At 73.6% G+C, this 17,939-nt stretch carries 16 protein-coding genes and 1 pseudogene; 10 read left to right on the top strand and 7 right to left on the bottom strand.

Features of this window, described 5'->3' with window-relative positions; translation table 11 throughout:
* Position 1 precedes the first annotated feature (1 nt).
* The 4 genes from ACFYU9_RS16340 to ACFYU9_RS16355 form a co-directional block, all read right to left on the bottom strand.
* Complete coding sequence (locus ACFYU9_RS16340) at positions 2–859, bottom strand: 3-hydroxyacyl-CoA dehydrogenase family protein (RefSeq protein ID WP_389345139.1); 858 nt, start codon at positions 857–859, stop codon at positions 2–4.
* On the bottom strand, positions 847–1,641 hold the full coding sequence (locus tag ACFYU9_RS16345) for a thioesterase II family protein (RefSeq protein ID WP_389345140.1): 795 nt from the start codon (positions 1,639–1,641) through the stop codon (positions 847–849). Before ACFYU9_RS16345 ends, ACFYU9_RS16340 begins: the two co-directional genes overlap by 13 nt.
* The gene (locus tag ACFYU9_RS16350; RefSeq protein ID WP_389345141.1) at positions 1,638–3,767 is read right to left on the bottom strand and encodes a beta-ketoacyl synthase N-terminal-like domain-containing protein; all 2,130 of its coding nucleotides are present in this window, start codon (positions 3,765–3,767) and stop codon (positions 1,638–1,640) included. Before ACFYU9_RS16350 ends, ACFYU9_RS16345 begins: the two co-directional genes overlap by 4 nt.
* A gap of 174 nt (positions 3,768–3,941) precedes the next feature.
* Entirely contained in the window at positions 3,942–4,601 is a 660-nt protein-coding gene (locus ACFYU9_RS16355; protein WP_389345142.1) for a 4'-phosphopantetheinyl transferase, read from the bottom strand.
* Positions 4,602–4,722: 121 nt separating this feature from the next.
* Between ACFYU9_RS16355 and ACFYU9_RS16360 the strand changes: the two genes are divergently transcribed.
* Entirely contained in the window at positions 4,723–5,184 is a 462-nt protein-coding gene (locus ACFYU9_RS16360; RefSeq protein WP_389213431.1) for an archease, read from the top strand.
* A gap of 185 nt (positions 5,185–5,369) precedes the next feature.
* Here the strand turns inward: ACFYU9_RS16360 and ACFYU9_RS16365 are convergent, their stop codons facing one another.
* Positions 5,370–6,782 carry an RtcB family protein gene (locus tag ACFYU9_RS16365; protein ID WP_389345143.1) on the bottom strand — a complete coding sequence of 471 codons (1,413 nt, stop codon included), beginning with the start codon at positions 6,780–6,782 and terminating at the stop codon, positions 5,370–5,372.
* A gap of 207 nt (positions 6,783–6,989) precedes the next feature.
* The gene (locus ACFYU9_RS16370; protein ID WP_389213435.1) at positions 6,990–7,820 is read right to left on the bottom strand and encodes a glycoside hydrolase domain-containing protein; all 831 of its coding nucleotides are present in this window, start codon (positions 7,818–7,820) and stop codon (positions 6,990–6,992) included.
* Between the two features lie 145 nt (positions 7,821–7,965).
* Between ACFYU9_RS16370 and ACFYU9_RS16375 the strand changes: the two genes are divergently transcribed.
* From ACFYU9_RS16375 to ACFYU9_RS16395, 5 genes are all read left to right on the top strand, one after another.
* Positions 7,966–8,643 (top strand): macro domain-containing protein, encoded by a 678-nt coding sequence (locus ACFYU9_RS16375; RefSeq protein ID WP_389213437.1) that lies wholly within the window; start codon positions 7,966–7,968, stop codon positions 8,641–8,643.
* Positions 8,644–8,755: 112 nt separating this feature from the next.
* Positions 8,756–10,429 (top strand): ADP-ribosyltransferase domain-containing protein, encoded by a 1,674-nt coding sequence (locus tag ACFYU9_RS16380; protein ID WP_389345144.1) that lies wholly within the window; start codon positions 8,756–8,758, stop codon positions 10,427–10,429.
* Positions 10,430–10,623: 194 nt separating this feature from the next.
* On the top strand, positions 10,624–11,808 hold the full coding sequence (locus ACFYU9_RS16385) for a cytochrome P450 (RefSeq protein ID WP_389345145.1): 1,185 nt from the start codon (positions 10,624–10,626) through the stop codon (positions 11,806–11,808).
* 92 nt (positions 11,809–11,900) lie between these two features.
* Positions 11,901–12,845, top strand: coding sequence for an RNA polymerase sigma-70 factor (locus ACFYU9_RS16390; RefSeq protein WP_389345146.1), 945 nt, complete (start codon positions 11,901–11,903; stop codon positions 12,843–12,845).
* Between the two features lie 111 nt (positions 12,846–12,956).
* Positions 12,957–14,183, top strand: coding sequence for an NAD(P)/FAD-dependent oxidoreductase (locus tag ACFYU9_RS16395; protein WP_389345147.1), 1,227 nt, complete (start codon positions 12,957–12,959; stop codon positions 14,181–14,183).
* Positions 14,184–14,223: 40 nt separating this feature from the next.
* On the opposite strand, the gene ACFYU9_RS16400 is transcribed toward ACFYU9_RS16395, so the two are convergent.
* The gene (locus ACFYU9_RS16400; protein ID WP_389345148.1) at positions 14,224–14,529 is read right to left on the bottom strand and encodes a hypothetical protein; all 306 of its coding nucleotides are present in this window, start codon (positions 14,527–14,529) and stop codon (positions 14,224–14,226) included.
* Positions 14,530–14,539: 10 nt separating this feature from the next.
* Between ACFYU9_RS16400 and ACFYU9_RS16405 the strand changes: the two genes are divergently transcribed.
* From ACFYU9_RS16405 to ACFYU9_RS16420, 4 genes and pseudogenes are all read left to right on the top strand, one after another.
* Positions 14,540–14,917 (top strand): hypothetical protein, encoded by a 378-nt coding sequence (locus tag ACFYU9_RS16405; RefSeq protein WP_389345149.1) that lies wholly within the window; start codon positions 14,540–14,542, stop codon positions 14,915–14,917.
* A gap of 598 nt (positions 14,918–15,515) precedes the next feature.
* Positions 15,516–16,370, top strand: a complete 855-nt coding sequence (locus ACFYU9_RS16410) for a class I SAM-dependent methyltransferase (protein ID WP_389345150.1) — start codon at positions 15,516–15,518, stop codon at positions 16,368–16,370.
* Positions 16,371–16,648: 278 nt separating this feature from the next.
* Positions 16,649–17,542: pseudogene (locus ACFYU9_RS16415) on the top strand (cytochrome P450); the annotation flags it as partial.
* A 44-nt stretch (positions 17,543–17,586) separates the two neighbouring features.
* On the top strand, positions 17,587–17,895 hold the full coding sequence (locus ACFYU9_RS16420; RefSeq protein ID WP_389345151.1) for a cytochrome P450: 309 nt from the start codon (positions 17,587–17,589) through the stop codon (positions 17,893–17,895).
* Positions 17,896–17,939: the final 44 nt, after the last annotated feature.

Below are 17,939 nucleotides of genomic sequence, written 5' to 3' on the forward strand. Positions count from 1 at the left end.
GTCACTCTCCCGACTCGTAGGAATGGAAGCCCTGTCCGGTCTTGCGCCCGTGGAGACCCGCGTCCACCAGTCGGGTGAGCAGCGGGCAGGGCCGGTACTTGGGGTCGCCGAAGTTGTCGTACAGCACCTTCAGGGACAGCAGGACGGTGTCGAGGCCGATGAGGTCCGCGGTCTCCAGCGGGCCCATCGCGTGCCCGAAGCACTCCTTGAACAGCCGGTCGACGTCCGCCGCCGTGGAGACCCCCTCGTGGAGGAGGAAGACCGCCTCGTTGATGGTGAGCATCGCGACCCGGTTCGTCACGAAGCCCGAGGAGTCCTCGACCAGGACGTGGCCCTTGGCGACGCCGTCGAGCAGCGCCCGGGTGCGGGCGATCGTCCCGTCCGAGGTGTGGTGGCCGCGGATCAGCTCGACGGTGGGCTTGAGGTGTGCCGGGTTCATGAAGTGCATGCCGATCACGTGCTCCGGTCGGCCGGTGAGCCCGGCGACCCGGGTGATCGGGATCGCGGAGGTGTTCACGCCGAAGGGCGTCCCGGGCCGGCAGACGGCGTCGAGCTCGGCGTAGAGCGGACGCTTGACCTCCCAGTCCTCGGTGACGTTCTCGATCAGGAAGTCCACGTCCGCGAGGTGCTTGAGGTCCAGGGTGAAGTCGATCCGCCCGCTCACCTCCCGCGGATCGCGAACGGGCGTGCCCGGCCGGACCAGCGGGGCGAACCGCACGTTCCGCTCGATCTCGTCCCGCGCGGACGCCAGCGCGGCCTCGGTCACGTCCACGAGCACGACCTCGTGCCCGTGCTCCGCGAACAGCTCGGCCACCCCGCGCCCCATCGTTCCGGCGCCCACCACGCCTATGCGGTCCACCCGCGGTCTCCCCTCGTCGTCGGTGTCGAAATCTGCAGGGACTCGCGCAGGACGCGCAGGAGATCGTCCCGCCCCTGTCCTGCGCGGAAGTAGAAATGTCCTCCGGCCGCGACCCGTTGCGCGGTCGTGGCGCTCGTGTGCGCGGCCCAGCCCTCGTGCCAGGCCGCGTGCGGCTCCTCGCTGCCCGCGAGGACGGTGACCGGCCGGTCCAGCGGCTCGGCCGGCGCCGGGGCGTACCGCTCCAGGAGGGTGTAGTCGGCCCGGAAGCTCGCGAGCGCGTGCTCGCGAAGGTCGGCGTCCTCGCGCAGATGGGCCATGGGCTCGCCCGTGCCCCGCTCGATCGCGTCGAGCAGCTCGTCGTCCGACATCCCGTGCACCGGCCGCGCGACCGGCGACAGCGGGGGAGCGGGACACGAGGAGACGATCAGCCGCTCCGGCAACCGGCGCCCCCGGGCCCGCAGTTCGCGCGCCACCTCGAAGGCGACCAGGGCGCCCAGGCTGTGGCCGAAGAACACGAACGGCCGCTCGGCGCGGCCCGTGCCGTCGGGATCGGCGAAGTCCACGGCCGACACCAGGGCGTCCACCAGGTCGGCCATCCGCGTGAACGGCGGCTCCGCCCGGCGCGTGGTCCGGCCGGGCAGGTGCACGCCCCGCACCTCGGCCTCCGGCAGCTCGTCGGACCAGCGGACGTACTCGCCCGGCAGCCCGCCCGCGTGCGGGAAGCAGTAGAGGACGGCGACGGCGTCCGGCCGGCGGTGCCGGCGGACGGTCCACCGCGTCACGGCGTGACGTCCCGGTCGAGCCGCGCGTCGATCAGCGCGGCGAACTCCTCGGCCGTGGGCGCCGTGATCAGCTCCTTGGGGGCGAGCTCGACCGGGTACGTCTCGCGGACCCTCGCCACCAGGCGGGTCGCGATCAGCGAGTCGCCGCCGAGGTCGAAGAAGCTCTCGTCGGGCTCGACCTCGGGCAGGTCGAGGATCTCGGCGAAGATCTTCGCGATCAGCTCGTACGTCGCCGTCCCGGCCGGCGGTGCGACCGCCACCGGGGGCACGGCAGTCGGCGTCGTGCCGACGGACGCCGGAGCCGGTGCGGACGCGGGCTCCGGCGCGCCTGCCGGGGCCGGGGCGGTCTGTCCGGTCCGGCCCACCGTGAACAGCCGGCGCTCGAAGGGGTACGTGGGGAGGCCGACCCGACGCGGGGGGCGGCCGTCGTGCAGCACCGCCCAGTCGACGGCGGCACCGGTCAGCCACAGCCGGCCCGCGGCCGCGGGACCGTCCTCGGGCCGCTCGGGCTCCCCGGCCGACGGCCAGACCGCTCCGGGCGCGGTGACGAGCCGGTCCGGCTCCTCGCCGGCCAGCACGCGTACGGCGTCGGCGTGGTCGCGTACCAGCGCGAAGCGCCGGTACGGCAGCTCCCGCCGGCCGGTCTGCAGCGTCCAGGCCACGTCGGCGAGCGGTGTGTCCGGCGCCCCGGACAGGTGCTCGGCGAGCCGGGCGGTCACGGCGTCGAGCGCAGCCGGGGTCTTCGCCGACAGCGGCAGCACGTACGGACCGCTCGCCGCCCCGTCCGCCCGGTCCGGCTCCTCGGTCACCGGCGGCTGTTCGAGGACCACGTGGGCGTTGGTCCCGCCCACGCTGAAGGAGCTCACCCCGGCCCGGCGCGGCATGCCCTCCGGCCGCCATTCCTCCGCGTGGGTGACCACCCGGAACGGGCCGCTGCCGAAGTCGATCTCCGGGTTGGGCTCGGTGAAGTGCAGGCTGGGCGGGATGATCCCGTGCCGCAGCGCCAGGACGGTCTTGATCAGACCGGCGATGCCCGCGGCGGCGTCGGTGTGGCCGATGTTGGTCTTCACCGAGCCGATGCCGCAGGTGCCCCGGCGGCCGTCCTCGCCGCCGGCCCGGCCGTCACCGCCGTCCGCACGGTCACCGCCGTCCGCGCTGTCCGCACCGTCCGCGCTGTCCCCGCGGCGGAACGCCTTGGTGAGCGCGGCGATCTCGACGGGGTCGCCGAGCCGGGTGCCGGTGCCGTGGGTCTCGACGTAGGTGCAGGAATCCGGCGTCACGCCCGCCACCCGCTGCGCCCGTTCGATGACCGCGGCCTGCCCGGCGATGCCCGGGGCGGTGAAGCCCATGCGGTCGGCGCCGTCGTTGTTGACCGCCGAGCCGAGGATCACCGCGTCGATGCGGTCGCCGTCGGCCACCGCGTCAGAGAATCGTTTCAGCACCACGATGCCGACCCCGTCGCCGCCGACCAGTCCGCTCGCGGCGGCGTCGAAGGCCCGCAGGACGCCGTCGGGCGCCTGGATCCCGACCTCGTCGGGCCCGCCCACCCCGGACGGCAGCCGCACGGTCACGCCGCCGGCCAGAGCCATGTCGCAGTCGCCGCTCAACAGTCCCTGCACCGCGAGGTGCACGGCGACCAGCGAGGTGGCGCACGCGGCCTGCACGGCCACCGTCGGACCGGTCAGGCCGAGCCGGTGGGCCACCCGGTTGCACAGGAAGTCGGGCCCGTTGGCGACCCGGATCTCCCAGTCCGACACGGACGCCAGCTCGGCCCGGTGCGCCCTGAGCAGCTGCGCGTACGCGTTCTCGCCGCCGCCCCCGTACACGCCGACCGCTCCGGTCACCCGCTGCGGATCCTGGCCGGCGTCCTCGAGCGCGGCCAGGGCGCACTCCAGGAACATCCTGGCCTGTGGGTTGATGAGCCGCGCCTCGCGTGGCGAAATGCCGAAGTATCCGGCGTCGAACCACTCGGGATCACCGAGGATCCCCCGCGCGGCGACACCGTCGGGTCCGCTGACCCGCGTGATCGAATCCTTGCCGTCGAGCAGATTCCGCCAGAACGCTTCCGGACCGTCCGCGTCGGGAAACCTGCAGGTCAGACCTATGACGGCGACACGCCTGTCCACCGCAATCACGGCAGCCCCCGTTTCTGTTCCGTGATCAACGCGTGGATCCTATGCAACGGGCAGTCGGGCCACAAGAGTTGACAGGACGGGCTCGGGGGCGCACGCGGGGCGTCGTGATCGACTGGCCGGAATTCGCCGTTACGCGGATCGGGGGAGGGCCCGCGGAGGGCGGGATCAGCCGGCCGCCGGGATCACCACCGAGGTGAGGATCAGCCCGTCACGCACCGCCCAGCGGCCCGTCATCGTCGTCAGCGGCACTCCGCCGACCTCCGGACCCGACCGGTGCAGCTCGACGGTGAACGTGCCGTTCTCCGGCGCGAACCGGACGGTGGCGTCCTCGAAGCCCAGCCAGCGCCGGGCGAGCGGGAACCACGCCTTGTAGACCGATTCCTTCGCGCTGAACAGCACCCGGTCGAAGCAGACCTCGGGCCGCTCGGCCGCCCATCGCGCCTGCTCGGCGTGCTCCTCGGGCCGGGCTATCACGCCGAACACGCCCTCCGGCAGCGGCGCGTGCGGCTCCGCGTCGATGCCCACCGAGGCCACCGCGCCCTGCCGCGCGAGCGCGGCGGCCCGATAGCCGTCGCAGTGCGTGATGCTGCCCAGCACCCCGGCGGGCCACAGCGGCTCCCGGTGCTCACCGCTGAGGATGGCCACCGGCGGCAGCCCCAGCTCGGCCAGCGCCTGCCGCGCGCAGTGCCGCACGGTCACGTACTCCCGCCGCCGCTGCTCGACGGCCCGCGCCAGTGCCTCTTCCTCGCCCGGGAACGGCCGCGCGTCGGGGACGTCCCCGTACGACTCGACGACCACGACCTCCGGCGGCAGCAGCGCCCTCACAGAAAACTCACCTGGATCATGGGGGTCAAGGTACGGCCGCCCGCCGGGCGCCCCGGCCCCGGGGTCCGGCCCCCGGGGCAAGGCCCGTGACGGCGCCGGCCGCCGGTGGGAGACTGGGGGCATGGTCGGCGACCTCGACGACGAACTGCGGGCCCGGCGGCACGGCGGCAGCGGTCACCGGTCGGTGCCCCACACCGCCGACGCCCAGGTGCGGGCCTGGGGGCCCACGCGCGAGGCGTGCCTCGCGGAGGCCGTCCTCGGCATGGTCGAGTGCTTCGCCGAGGTGTCGGGGGTGCGGCCCACCGCCGTGGAGCGGGTGCGGCTCGGGCCGGGCAGCGACGAGGACCTGCTCGTCGGGCTGCTCGACGAGTTCGTCTTCCGCCTGGAGGTGACCGGCCGGATTCCGGTCGACGTGGAGGTCGAGGCGGCCGAGGAGGACGAGGGCCTGGACGTGCGCTCGGCCGTCGCGGAACTGGACGCGGTCGACATCGTCGGGGCCGCGCCGAAGGGCATCTCCTGGCAGGGCCTGCACATCGGTCCCGACCCGTACGGCTGGTCCTGCACGGCGATCGTGGACGTCTGAGCGCCCAGGGGTCCGCCGGGCGCGGTCCCTTCGACCACACGGAGAGGTGCGAGCCGTGCCTGATCGCGGGCGGCTGAGCGCCCAGGGGGGCGTGCGGGGTTCCCCCTGCCCACACGATCAGGCGCGAGGCGTGACTGATCGTGGGCGCCCGGCCGCCCGGGGGGAACCCCGCCGGGCGCGCGGTGTCACCCCTTGACCACGCCGAGCGGCACGAGCCGTGCCACCCTGCGGCACAGCCCCGCGCCCTCGCTCGCCGCCACCACCGCGTCCACGTCCTTGTACGCCTCCGGGGTCTCCTCCGTCAGGCCCCGCCAGGACTTCGGGCGCGCGGCGATCCCGGCCCGGCGCAGCCGCGCCCGCAGCTCGCCGCCGGTGACCGTGCGGGCGGCCTGGTGCCGGCTCATGGTGCGGCCGGCGCCGTGGCAGGTCGAGGCGAACGCGCCGCCGTGCTCGACCCCGGCGAGCACGTACGAGGCGGTGCCGAGGGTGCCGGGAATCAGCACCGGCTGTCCGAACTCCCGGATGTCCTCGGGAAGTTCGGGGTGGCCGGGCGGGAAGGCGCGGGTCGCGCCCTTGCGGTGCACGCACAGCTGCCGCCGGGCGCCGTCCACCGCGTGCGTCTCGATCTTGGCCAGGTTGTGGGACACGTCGTACACCAGCGAGAGCCGGATGCCGGCCGCCCGCCGGAACACGCCACGCGTCGCGTCCGACAGCAACTGCCGGTTCGCGCGACCGTAGTTGGCGGCCGCCGCCATCGCGCCGAGATACGCCCGGCCCTCCGGCGACTCCACCGGAGTGCAGGCCAGCTGCCGGTCGGGCACGGTGATCCCGTACCGCGCCATCGCCCGGTCCATCAGCCGGACGTGATCGGTGCAGATCTGGTGCCCGAGCCCGCGCGAGCCGCAGTGGATCATCACGCACACCTGCCCCGCGGCGATGCCGAAGGCAGCCGCGGCCGGCTCGTCGTACACCGCCGCCACCCGCTGCAGCTCCAGGAAGTGGTTCGCGGAACCGAGGCTGCCGACCTGACCCAGCCCGCGCTGCCGCGCCCGCTCCCCGACCTGCGTCACATCCGCGTCGGCGACCGCCCCGCCGTCCTCGCAGCGCAGCAGATCACGCTCCTCCCCGTGCCCCCGCTCCACGGCGAACCGCGACCCGCCGCGCAGCAGCCGCTCCAGCTCCCGGTCCCCGTCGAGCCGCCACACCCCGCCGGGCCCGGCACCCCGGGGGATCGCCCGGTCCAGGCCGTCCATCACGTCGAGCAGGACGGGCCGCAGCGCCGCCTCGTCGCAGTCCGCGGCGAGCAGCCGCACCCCGCAGGAGATGTCGAAGCCGACGCCGCCCGGCGACACCACCCCGCCCCGCGCCACGTCGGTGGCGGCGACCCCGCCGATGGGGAAGCCGTAGCCCCAGTGGATGTCCGGCATCGCGTACGAGGCGGTCACGATCCCCGGCAGCGTGGCCACGCGTACCACCTGGTCAAGCGACCGTTCGGCGTCGGCGAGCAGTTCCCGGGAGGCGAACACCACCCCGGGCACCCGCATGCCCTCGTGCGGATCGATCCGGAAGCGGAAGGGACGTTCCTCGATCAGGTCCATGGCGACCTCCCCGTGAGGGGATTCGTCCGTCAGCTGCCCGGACTCCTCCTCCCACTCTCCCACGTCCCGCGCCGGCCGGCCGGGGCGGCCGGAAGCCGCCCTGTCGTCGCGCGCTCACGCGTGGCCGGACGGCCCCGGAAACGCGTGCCGGCAGGCCCCGGGCGACCGCACCCCGCTCACCCACTGTTCCGGCCGCCCGCAGCGGGGTCAGCCGGTGATCGCGACCGGCCCGTCCCACGCGTCCTGGTCGACGGTGATCGTGTAACCGCCGCGCGTCTCCTTGCTGTTGACCAGGTACTGGTGGCCGCGGCTGTGGCCGGTGTACTGGGTCGCGCCCCACGGCCAGTCGGCGGTGGTCGTGTTCTGCTTGTCCCACAGCGCGTACCAGAGGTTGCCCGGCAGGTCGGTGCGGTCGGTCGCGGTGGCGACGGCCTTGGCGCTGGAGCTGCTGAAGCCGTAGAAGCCGCCGCGGTACGTCTTGGCGCGCAGCGTCTTGGTGAAGGAGCGGACGTACGTCAGCACGGCGTCGTTGCACGCCTTGTTGGTGATGTCGTACGGCTCCATGTCCAGGTAGATCGCGCTGCCCGGCTTCATGCCGAGCGCCGACGCCTTCGCCACGGCGTCGTTGGCGTCCGTCACGCCGAGCGAGGCCGCCGTCGAGGCCGTCAGCTTCTCGGGGTTGGCGCTGGTCTGGCACGGAGGCTGGGCGCCGACGTAGAGGGGGATGAGGTTCCAGCCCATCGCGCCGACCGACTTCACCCAGGACGCGGTGAGGTTCGGCTGGGCGCAGCCCCGGTTCTTCCCGCCGACGTAGACCGCGGCACCTCCGTAGAAGCCGTTGCTCTTCCACGCCTTCATCGCCGCCAGCGACGGCGCCGTGCAGGTGTCGAAGGCCCGGCCGGTGAAGGTCTTCTGCGCGGGCCACACCGTGGCCGCGCTCGACGTCTGGGCCGCGATCACGGCGCCCACGACGGCGACGGCACCTCCGGTCGTCGCGGCGATGTAGCGACGCTTCTTCGACAGCCGATGGCCAGCCATACCCACCCCATCTTCCCGTGCCCCGCACCTCGGGGCAGACGCACTGTAACCAACGCCCGGCGGGGCGCTCGGACCGGGCCGTTGTCAGTGGTGCCCGATAGCTTCGGAGGTGCTGGAAGAAGCAGTCCTGACAGGGGGGAATGTGATGGCGGAGAACTGTGTCGAGACCACGCTCCGGGTGGTTCTGACGGACGTCAGCGCGGGTGTGGTGGCGGCGTGGCGGGCGGCGTTCGCCGACACGCCCGGCATCGAGATCCGGCGCGGCTCGATCCTCGACGAGGACGTGGACGCGTGGGTCACGCCGACGAACGCGGCGGGACGGATGGACGGCGGCGTGGACGCCGTGATCAAGCGGCATCTCGGGGCGGGCATCCAGCTGCGGGTGCAGCGGGCGATCCGGGACCGGTTCGCCGGGAGCATGCCGGTGGGCAGCGCGGTGTGCGTCCCGTCGGGCGCGACCGTCCCGCGCTTCCTCATCTCCACGCCGACGATGGTCGCCTCCTCGCAGAACGTGAGCGAGACGCTGAACGTGGCCCTGGCCTGCGCGGCCGCCTTCCAGGCCGTGCACCGGCAGAACCGCGGGGCGCCGGGCAGCATCCGCTCGGTGGCCCTCGTCGGCATGGGCGCGAGGACCGGCCGGGTGCCGGCCCGCGTCTGCGCCAACCTGATGTGGACCGGGTACACGCTCTTCCACGACCACTGGTTCGAGGACGACGACGAGCTGCGCGCCACCATCACCGGCCAGCTCGCCGGCATCGAGCAGGCGCCGCCCGCGCAGCGGGTCCGGATCGTGCCGCCGAAAGGGCATTCCTTTCGCCGCTGATCCCGGCCCCTCGCCCCACCCCGCGCCCCAGGCCCCACCCCATCCCGCGCCCGAGGCCCCACCCCACCCCGCGCCCCACCTCTCCGCCACGACGACCGGGAGCCCCTCCTCGATGAGCGACGCCACCGCCACGCCTCCGCAGCAGCCCGACGCACACGACCCGCTCGCCCTCGCCGACCTGTTCACCGGAGGCGGCGAGCCCTGGCTGCCGCTGCTCAAGCCCGTCCTCGAAGCCCGCCCGGGCGCCGCCGAGTTCATCGGCCCCGGCCGCAGCCCGCAGGTCGTCCCGGTGCGCGAGCTGACCTTCCAGGCGCTCAAGCCCAACCCGCCGCACAAGTGGAAGGTCGTCGCCTTCGGCCAGAACCCCTATCCGCGGCCGGAGAGCGCCACCGGCATCGCCATGTTCGACAACACCTTCGGCGACTGGAAGGACAGCCAGTTCGGCCGGGTCGTCAGCATCCGCTGCCTGATCAAGGCGGCGGCGATGTGGAAGTACGGCATCGCCAAGAAGACCCCCGTCGGCGAGGTCCGCGCCCTGCTGAAGGAGCGGGACACGGTCCAGCCGCCCGAGTGGTTCCAGGCGATGCTCACCCAGGGCGTGCTGCTCCTCAACGCCTCGCTGACCGCCAGCGCCGACGGCGCCATGGGGACCGACCAGCACACCGCCTTCTGGCGCCCGGTCGCCGAGCGGATCGTCGAGGAGATCCTGCGGGCCAAGCAGGACGCCGAGGACGAGGCGGACCGCGGTGTCGTCTTCGCCTGGTGGGGCGCCCACGCCCGGGGCCTGAAGTCGATCGTCCGACGCCTGGAGAAGAAGTACCCGGGCGTGGAGGTCCGGCACATCGACCACGCCAACCCGGCGGCTCAGGGCGACCTCTTCTGCGAGGGCGACCACTTCGCCACGGTGAACGAGGCGCTGCTCTCGCTCGGCGCCGACGCGATCGACTGGCTCCCGAGCAAGGGCTGGAACGAGCCGGCGGCAGGTGCCGGTGCGGGTGACGGTGCCGTCGCCGGGGGAGGCGCGGGTACGGGGGCCGGCGGGGCGGACGCCGACGTCGCCGCGCGCATGGGTGCCTTCATCGCCTCCACGATGGAGCTGCACCAGCTGTATCTGGAGCGGCTCACCAGCGTCCGTGACGAGGGGCACGTGCTGCCGCCGGTCACCGGCGTGTTCGACACCCCGCTCATGCCCTTCGAGGACGCCGTCGCCCCGGTCGCCGAGGTGCTCGCCGGACTGGGCCGGCACATCGACCGCTCGCGCGAGTTCGGCAAGCGGCGCGCGGACGAGCAGCCGGACGGCCCGCTGTCGGCCGACGCCATCGCCGCGCTCTACCTCTACACCTGCGAGTCGGGCTTCTACCGCGACATCAACGCCGTGCTGCGCTCCGCCGACCGCGGCCGCGTGGTGCCCTATCTGCCGTATCTGCGACTGCTGTTCTCGGCCGTCTCCCAACTCCCCGTCCAGCACCGGCCGCTGTGGCGCGGCGTCGGCCTCGACCTGCGCCGGCAGTACCCGGTCGGGCGCACGGTCACCTGGTGGGGCGTCTCCTCCTGCACCTCCGAGCCGGCCGTCGCCCGCGCCTTCCTCGGCAGCCGCGGCAAGCGGACCCTGTTCGAGGTGACGCCGGCGCGCGCGGTGGGCATCCGCAACTTCTCCGCCTTCACCGGCGAGGAGGAGTACATCCTCGCCCCCGGCACCCAGCTGGAGGTGACGGACGTGACGACCGAGCGCGGCGGCCTGTGCACGGTGAAGCTGGCCGAGGTGGACGCCCCGCTCGTCTCCTGACCCGGCCCCAGGAGGGGCGGCATTGCCTTCGAAGCAATCCATTGCAACGAAGCGTTGCGTTTGGCTCCACTGTCATTGCATCAATTTGCCGCCCCTCACTTGGGAAAACGCGATTATGGCGATTGACCAAACCATGAATGCAACGTAGCTTTCTGGATATCTGAACACGTCATGTCGCGAGCTGAGGAAGAGTCATGAGTGAATCGCACATCGTCACGACCCCCACGACGCGCCGGTCCGGCTGCCCCTTCGACCCGCCGGCCGAACTGACCGAGGCCCACCGGCGCGGCCCCGTCAGCCGCTTCACCCACGTCGGCGGCAAGCCCGGTTGGCTGATCACCGGATACGACCTGGTCAGGTCCGTCCTGGCCGACCCGCGCTTCAGCTCGCGCAAGGACCTCCTGAACGTCGTCGACTTCGAGGTCCCGCCGGCGCCGCCCGGCGAGTTCCTGCTCATGGACGACCCGCAGCACAGCCGCTACCGCAAGCCGCTGGTGGGCAGGTTCACCGCACGCCGGATGCGCCTGCTCACCGAGCGCATCGAGCAGATCACCACCGACTGCCTGGACGCCATGGAGGCCGCCGGACCGTCGGCGGACCTGGTGACCGCGTTCGCCAAGCCCATCCCGACCATCGTCATCTGCGAGCTGCTGGGCGTCCCGTACGAGGACCGCGACTCCTTCCAGGAGCAGATCGACACCTTCATGAGCGGGGAGACCAGCGACGAGGACCTGCTCGCGGCCTACACGGCGACCCAGGAGTACCTGGCCGAACTCGTCGCCTCCAAGCGCGCCAACCCCACCGACGACGTGCTCAGCGAGCTCACCGACAGCGACCTCACCGACGAGGAGCTGAAGGGGATCAGCCTCATCCTGCTCGCGGCCGGCTTCGACACCACCGCGAACATGCTGTCGCTCGGCACCTTCGCCCTGCTCCAGAACCCCGGGCAACTGGCCGCGCTGCGCGCCGATCCCGCGCTCGTCGAGCCGGCCGTGGAGGAGCTGCTCCGCTATCTCAGCGTCGCCAAGACGTTCATGCGGACGGCGCTGGAGGACGTCGAGGTGGGCGGTGAGCTCATCGAGGCCGGCACCACGGTCGTCCTGTCGTACAACACCGCCAACCGCGACCCCGAGCGCTTCGCCGACCCCGACGTCCTCGACATCCGGCGCAAGCCCTCCGGCCACCTGGCCTTCGGCCACGGCGTCCACCTGTGCCTGGGGCAGCAACTCGCCCGCATCGAGATGCGCGTCGCGTTCGCCGCGCTCCTCGACCGCTTCCCCACGCTGCGCCTGGCCGTCCCGGCGGAGGAGGTGGTGCTCCGCCCCGAGACCGCGGACATCTACGGCGTGAAGAGCCTGCCGGTGACCTGGGACGCGTGACCGCGAGACGGTGAGGGGCGGCGAGGAGCGGCGAGGAGCGGTGAGAGGTCCGGCCGGCGGGTTCCGTCCCGGGGAAGCCTAGGATGGCCGGCATGGCCCTGATCATGGATGACGTGCACCGGTTCGAGGCGGCCAGGCCCCGGCTCGCGGCCATCGCGTACCGGATGCTCGGCTCGGCGAGCGACGCGGAGGACGCCGTGCAGGAGACGTTCCTGCGCTGGCAGGCGGCCGACGTCGAGCGGATCGAGGTCCCCGAGGCATGGCTGACGAAGGTCCTCACCAACCTCTGCCTCAACCAGCTGACCTCGGCCCGCGCCCGCCGCGAGACGTACGTCGGCCGGTGGCTGCCCGAACCGCTGCTCGCCGGCGACCCGATGCTCGGCCCCGCCGACACCGCCGAGCAGCGCGAATCGGTGTCGTACGCCGTCCTCGTCCTCCTGGAGCGCCTGTCGCCCGGCGAGCGGGCGGTGTACGTGCTGCGCGAGGCGTTCGACTACCCGCACCGGGAGATCGCCGAGATCCTGGACGTCACCGAGAGCGCCAGCCAGCAGATCTACCACCGGGCCAAGAAGCACGTCGCCGACGGCAAGGCGCGCACCGAGATCGACGAGGCCGCCGCCCGGCGCATCGTCGAGGTGTTCCTGGCCGCCGCGACCAGCGGCCGCACCGAACCCCTCGTCCGTCTGCTCACCCAGGACGCCGTCGCGGTCGGCGACGGCGGCGGCAAGGTCCCGGCCCGCGCGAAGGCGTTCGAGGGCGCGCTCGCGGTCGCCACGTTCATGCGCGGTCTGTTCAAGCCCGGCGACGCCAAGCGCGCGCACGTCGGCGGCGCGCCGGACATCTACGCCACCACCGCCAACGGCGGGCCCGCCGTCCTGGCGGTCGTGGACGGCCGCGTCGTCGGCATCATCTGCCTGGAGGTCACGCCGGAGGGCATCGTCGCGCTCCGCAGCCAGGTCAACCCCGACAAGCTCGTCCGCGCGACCGAGCGGTGGGCCGCCGCGGACCGCGAGGAGGGCCCGCTCCACACCCTCTGACCCGATGTGACGCGGGTCACATCCGATCCTGTCAGGAATCCCGGGGCTGTCCGGTTCAAGGGGCGAGACCACGCCGGACAGCGGCGTACCCGCCCAGACAGGAGCACGGACATGCAGCACCGCATCGTCGTCCTCGGCGCCGGCTACACGGGAGCCGTCGCCGCCGGCCGCCTCGCCAAGCGACTGCACCGCGAGGATGTCGCCATCACCCTCGTCAACCCCGAGCCCGACTTCGTCGAGCGCGTCCGGCTGCACCAGCTCGCGACCGGACAGGACCTCCGGCCCCGGCCCTTCGACGAGATCTTCGCCGGCACGGGCGTGGAGCTGAAGCTCGCCAAGGTCACCGCCGTGGACGTGGACCGCAAGGCCGTCACCGTCACCGGCGTCGCTGGCGCTGACGGTGCTGACGGTGCTGCCCGGACGGAGGAGCTCGCGTACGACACCCTGGTCTACGCCCTCGGCAGCGGCTGGCACGACGGCGGCGTCCCCGGCGCCGCCGACCACGCCCACGAGCTCGCCAGCCGCCCCGGCGCCCTCCGCCTGCGCGACCGCCTCGCCGCCCTGGACGCCGGCCGGCCCGTGTTGGTCGTCGGCGGCGGACTGACCGGAGTGGAGGCCGCGACCGAGATCGCCGAGGCCCGCCCCGACCTCGACGTCGCCCTGGCCGTCCACGGTGCCCTCGGCGACTGGCTGTCGGAGAAGGGCCGCGCCCACCTGCGGAAGGTCGTCGACGGACTCGGCATCACGGTCCACGAACACGCCGCCGTCGACGCCGTGGCCGCCGACGGCGTGACGACGGCCGACGGGCGCACCGTCCCCGCCGAGATCACCGTCTGGACCACCGGCTTCGCCGTGCACCCGATCGCCCAGGCGACCGCCCTGGAGCTCGGCGCCGGCGGCCGGATCGTGGTCGACGCCACCATGCGCTCCGTCTCCCACCCCGACGTGTACGCCGTGGGCGACGCGGCGCTGGCCATCGGCCCCGAGGACAAGCCCCTGCGGATGTCCTGCGCCTCGGGCGTCCCGATGGCCTGGCAGGCCGCCGACGCCATCGCCGCCCGCCTGGCCGGCGTCAAGGTCCCCCACGTCTCCATCCGCTACTTCCAGCAGTGCGTCTCGCTGGGCCGCAAGCAGGGCCTGATCCAGTTCGTCACCGCCGACGACCGCGCGGTCGACCGTGCCCTGACCGGCCGCACGGCCGCCCTCTACAAGGAACTGATCTGCAAGGGCGCCGCCTGGGGCGTCGCCAACCCGACCGCGGGCATGCCGAGCCGGCGCCGCCGTGTCGTCACCCGGCAGGAGCCCCAGGGGCGGACGCGAACGGGAGCGGTGGCCTGAGCGCGCGTCATGAACCGCCCGGCGGCGCGGCGACCCGCGGTCAGGCGCAGGTGACGACCACCTGGCCCCTGCCGCCGTTGCTGGAGAACGCGATCGTGAAACGGCCGTTCGCGGGCAGCTGCTCGGCCCGGCCGCCCAGCGTGATCACCTGCGACGCGTCCGCCCCGAGAGAGCCACTGCCCACGCCGGCGGTGACTCCGGCGGGCAGCTGCCCGATCGACCAGTCGAGGCTGCCGCCACCGCTGTTACGGACCATCAGGGTGTTCGGCCACTCGCCGTTCGCGCAGTACTCCTGGACGCTCGCCGGACGCAGCGACAGCACCGGCGCGGCGACCGGTACGGGCACGCTCGACTGTGTGGGCCGCGCCGACCGCGTGGGCGGCGTCGACGGCTGCGCCGACCGGGTCGTACGAGGGGTGGACGCGGCCGGCGTCGGAGAGCTCGGCTCCGCCGTCGGAGCCGTCCCGCTCGGAGAGGGCGCCGGACCACCGCCGTCGGAGGAGGCGGAAGGGGCGGGGGCGGCGGACGCGCCGGGCGCCGCGGAAGCGGTGGTCGCCGCCGGCGCCTGCGGTAGGGCGGTGGCAGGGTCATGGCCCCACTGCCGTCCCACGAGCACCCCGCCCACGGCGACCACCATCGCGCCACCGATGACCAGCGCCATGGTCTTCAACGTCTTCGCCCTGGCACGCTTCTTGCGCGCCTTGCTGCCAGGGTGCTCGGTCAGCCCACCCTGAACGATGATGCCTCTGCCCACCACTCGTGGGTCGTCTTGCTTGGGTCCGATGGCGCGTGGGTCGTCTTGCTTGGGTCCGATGGCGCGTGGGTCGTCTTGCTTGGGTCCGATGGCGCGTGGGTCGTCCTGCTTCGGTCCGATGGCGCGTGGGTCGTCCTGCTTGGGTCCGATCGCCCGGGGGTCGTCCTGCTTCGGTCCGATCGCCTGCGCCGAGTCGTGGCCGTCGTGAGCCGTGCGTCCGCCCTGGACGATGATGCCGTCCTGGGCCGGGGCCGGGTCGGTGAAGCCTCCGCCCGTGCCCTCCGTGTGTGCGGGTACGTGTGCCGCCGCGTCGCTCTCCGGACGTGGCACGTCCGGTCCACCTCTACCGTCGCTCATGGCGCGAAATCCCCCTGTGGTCACTTGGCGTTCAGCCGGAACGGATCTCGTGGTCACGGGGTCGGCCCGGGACGACGAGGCTGCTCATACTGAGCCACTTTTCGGCCATGAGGTCCAGCCCTGTGACGTGACGGCGATGTCCCGATCTCGTACCGGTCGCGCCGCGGAGTTGTCGACAGAACGTCACCGCGCGGCGACACTGGGTGCGGAGGTGCGTACCCATGACCCAAGCCGACCGGCCCGGCGGCATGCGGGCCGCCGTACAGGAGACGTACGGCCCCGCCGACCTCAGCGCGGCCCCCGTCTTCGCGGGTGGCTTCATCAACTTCGGCTACTGGCGGCCCGAGGACCTCGACGGCCCGCCCAGCGTGGACGACCGGATCCGCAGTCAGGAGGACCTGTACCGGCGCGTGCTCGGCACCGCCGGCCCGCTCGCCGGCGGGCAGCTGCTGGAGGTCGGCTGCGGGCTCGGCATGGGCTGCGCCCTGGCCCTGGAGGAGTACGGACCGGCCCGGGTCACCGGCATGGACATCCATCCGCAGCAGCTGGAACGGGCCCGCCGGGCCAACGCGCACCTGCTGACAGGAGTCGGAGCCGGAGCCGGAGCCGGATCTGGAGACGGAGCCGAGCGGCTGCGGCTGGTGCGCGGGGCCGCGGAGGACATGCCCTTCGCGGACGCCGAGTTCGACTGCGTCTACAGCGTGGAGGCCGCCCAGCACTTCGACGACCTCGCGCGGTTCGCCGCGGAGACCGCCCGTGTCCTGCGCCCCGGCGGCCGCGCCGCCGTGACCAGCTTCTTCACCCCGGAGCCCGAGGCCGCGCCCCGCCTGGCCGAGCTGCTCGACACCTTCGCGGACGGCCTCGACATCGCCCGTACGCCCGCCGAACTGACCGACGCCCTCGCCCGGTCGGGGATGACCGGGGTGCGCTGCGAGTCCATCGGTCCCTCGGTCTGGCCCGGCTGGGACCACTGGCTGTCCGCCCAGTGGAAGCCGGGCACCTGGCCGAGGAACTTCCTGCACGCCTGGGAGCAGGGCCTCCTCGACTACTACGTGATCACCGCCACCCGCCGCTAGGGTCTGTCCGGTCCGTACCCGGCCCCTGGGCCCGGCCGGTCTGGAACCCGCTCCTCGGGCCCCGGCCGGTCTGGAACCCGCTCCTCTGGCCGGTCGGTCCGGCGGACGGACCTCGGGCCGACCGGTCCGTAACCCGCCCCTCGGGCCGGCCGGTTCTGCGGACGGCCCCCGTGGCGGTCTGCCGCGCCGTTCGTCCTCGCGCCTATCCTGGCGCCGTGTCCTCGTCCCCGCGGGATGCCGCGACCACGACGTACCTCCGCACGAGCCTGCCCGGGGCGGTGCCCGTGCTCGGGCACCTGCCCGCCCTGGTGAGGAATCCGGCGGCGTTCCTGGCGGGGCTGCCCGGGCGCGGGGATCTGGTGGAGATCCGGCTGGGGCCGAACCGGCTGGTGGTGCCCTGTCATCCGGAACTGCTCCGGCAGGTGTACGCGGACGACCGGACCTTCGACAAGGGCGGCCCGATCTACCAGCGGTTCCGGCGCGTCCTCGGCAACGGCCTCGCCACCTGCGCGCACGCCGACCACCGGCGCCAGCGGCGGATGCTGCAGCCCGAGTTCCGGCCCGAACGGCTGGCCGGATACGCCGAGGTGATGACCCGCGAGGCGGAGCAGCTGGCCGGGTCCTGGCGGCACGGCGAGGTGGTCGAGGTCTTCCCTGCCTGCTACCGGTTCACGCTGCGGGTCGTGGCGCGCAGCCTGCTCGGCACCGAGGCGCCGGATGCGCTGGCCGACCGCCTTCAGGGCGCGTTCGAGACCGCGTTCGCCGGGGCGCTGCGGCGGGTGATGCTGCTGCCCGCGGGCCCCGGCTACCGCATGGCGGTGCGCACGCTGCGGCGGACCGTGGCCGAGCTGGTGAGCGACCGCCGGACCCGGGACCCCGGCGGGGCCGACCTGCTGGCCGGACTGCTGGCCGCCCGCGACGAGGACGGCACGGCCCTCTCCGAGTCCGAACTGCACGACCAGGTGGTCACCCTGCTGCTGGCCGGCTCCGAGACCACCGCCTCCCAGCTCGCCTGGACCCTGCGCCTGCTGGTGGCACACCCGCGGGTGCTGGCGGCGCTGCACGCCGAGCTCGACGGGGTGCTGCCGGACCGGCGCCCCGCGCGCTGGGCCGACCTGCCGCTCCTGCCGTACACCGCCCGGGTGCTGACCGAGGCGCTGCGGCTCCATCCGCCCGGCTGGGTGCTCCTGCGCACACCCTGCCGCGGGGCGCCCAGGTGCTGCTCAGCCCGTACGTCGCGCACCACAACCCGCGCATCTTCGCCGACCCCGGCCGCTTCGACCCGGACCGCTGGCTGCCGGAGCGGGCCGCCGCGCTGCCGCGCTGGGGTTTCGCCGGCTTCGCGAACGGGCCGCGCCAGTGCCTCGGCGCCGACTACGCCCGCGCCGAGGCGGTGATCGCCCTGGCCACCCTGCTCGTCCGCTGGCGCCCCACGGCCGCCCCCGGGCGGGCGGACGACCGGCCCGCGCGGCTGACCACCGTGCTGCGGCCGCACCGGCTGCGGCTGCGCATGCTCCGGCGCTAGGGACGGCCGCGACCCGCACCGGGGCCTTCTGACGCTCCGACAGC

The organism is Streptomyces sp. NPDC004327, from assembly GCF_042873935.1.
GTDB lineage: Bacteria > Actinomycetota > Actinomycetes > Streptomycetales > Streptomycetaceae > Streptomyces.

Excerpts from the sequence above, each read along its gene's own strand:
- ACFYU9_RS16360 (WP_389213431.1), top strand. The coding sequence starts at position 4,723 with ATGGTCGGCGACCTCGACGACGAACTGCGGGCCCGGCGGCACGGCGGC.
- ACFYU9_RS16365 (WP_389345143.1), bottom strand. The coding sequence starts at position 6,782 with ATGGACCTGATCGAGGAACGTCCCTTCCGCTTCCGGATCGATCCGCAC.
- ACFYU9_RS16370 (WP_389213435.1), bottom strand. The coding sequence starts at position 7,820 with ATGGCTGGCCATCGGCTGTCGAAGAAGCGTCGCTACATCGCCGCGACG.
- ACFYU9_RS16375 (WP_389213437.1), top strand. The coding sequence starts at position 7,966 with ATGGCGGAGAACTGTGTCGAGACCACGCTCCGGGTGGTTCTGACGGAC.
- ACFYU9_RS16380 (WP_389345144.1), top strand. The coding sequence starts at position 8,756 with ATGAGCGACGCCACCGCCACGCCTCCGCAGCAGCCCGACGCACACGAC.
- ACFYU9_RS16385 (WP_389345145.1), top strand. The coding sequence starts at position 10,624 with ATGAGTGAATCGCACATCGTCACGACCCCCACGACGCGCCGGTCCGGC.
- ACFYU9_RS16390 (WP_389345146.1), top strand. The coding sequence starts at position 11,901 with ATGGCCCTGATCATGGATGACGTGCACCGGTTCGAGGCGGCCAGGCCC.
- ACFYU9_RS16395 (WP_389345147.1), top strand. The coding sequence starts at position 12,957 with ATGCAGCACCGCATCGTCGTCCTCGGCGCCGGCTACACGGGAGCCGTC.
- ACFYU9_RS16410 (WP_389345150.1), top strand. The coding sequence starts at position 15,516 with ATGACCCAAGCCGACCGGCCCGGCGGCATGCGGGCCGCCGTACAGGAG.